Genomic DNA, 408 nt, shown 5'->3' on the forward strand with positions numbered 1-408 from the left:
ATCCCGAGCGCATCGCGGTTTGCGGCGACAGTCAGGGCGGCGGCATTTCGCTTGCCGTCGGCGGAATCGATCCCCGCGTCAAGGTCGTAATGCCCGACGTGCCGTTTCTTTGCGACTTTCCCCGCGCTTTGGGGACTGCCGTGCGCGATCCCTATTTGGAGATCGTCCGTTTCCTGGCGCAGCATCGCGAGAAGAAGGCGAAAGTCTTTGAAACGCTCGGCTATTTCGACTGCGTCAACTTTGCCAGGCAGTCCAAGGCAGCGGCGCTGTTTTCCGTGGCCCTGATGGACGAAGTCTGCCCGCCTTCTACCGTTTATGGCGCGTTCAATGCCTACACGGGGGAAAAGACCATCGTAGAATACGAATTCAACAACCATGAAGGCGGACAAGGCTACCAGGAGCGCGAAC

Annotated in this window: 1 protein-coding gene; it reads left to right on the plus strand. The window is 58.8% G+C overall.

What is annotated here, in order from left to right; translation table 11 throughout:
- Positions 1 to 65: 65 nt before the first annotated feature.
- A partial coding sequence (locus EOA27_RS40155; RefSeq protein WP_245491447.1) for an acetylxylan esterase occupies positions 66 to 408 on the plus strand: 343 nt, incomplete at its 3' end.

This window comes from Mesorhizobium sp. M2A.F.Ca.ET.037.01.1.1, assembly GCF_003998075.1.
GTDB lineage: Bacteria > Pseudomonadota > Alphaproteobacteria > Rhizobiales > Rhizobiaceae > Mesorhizobium.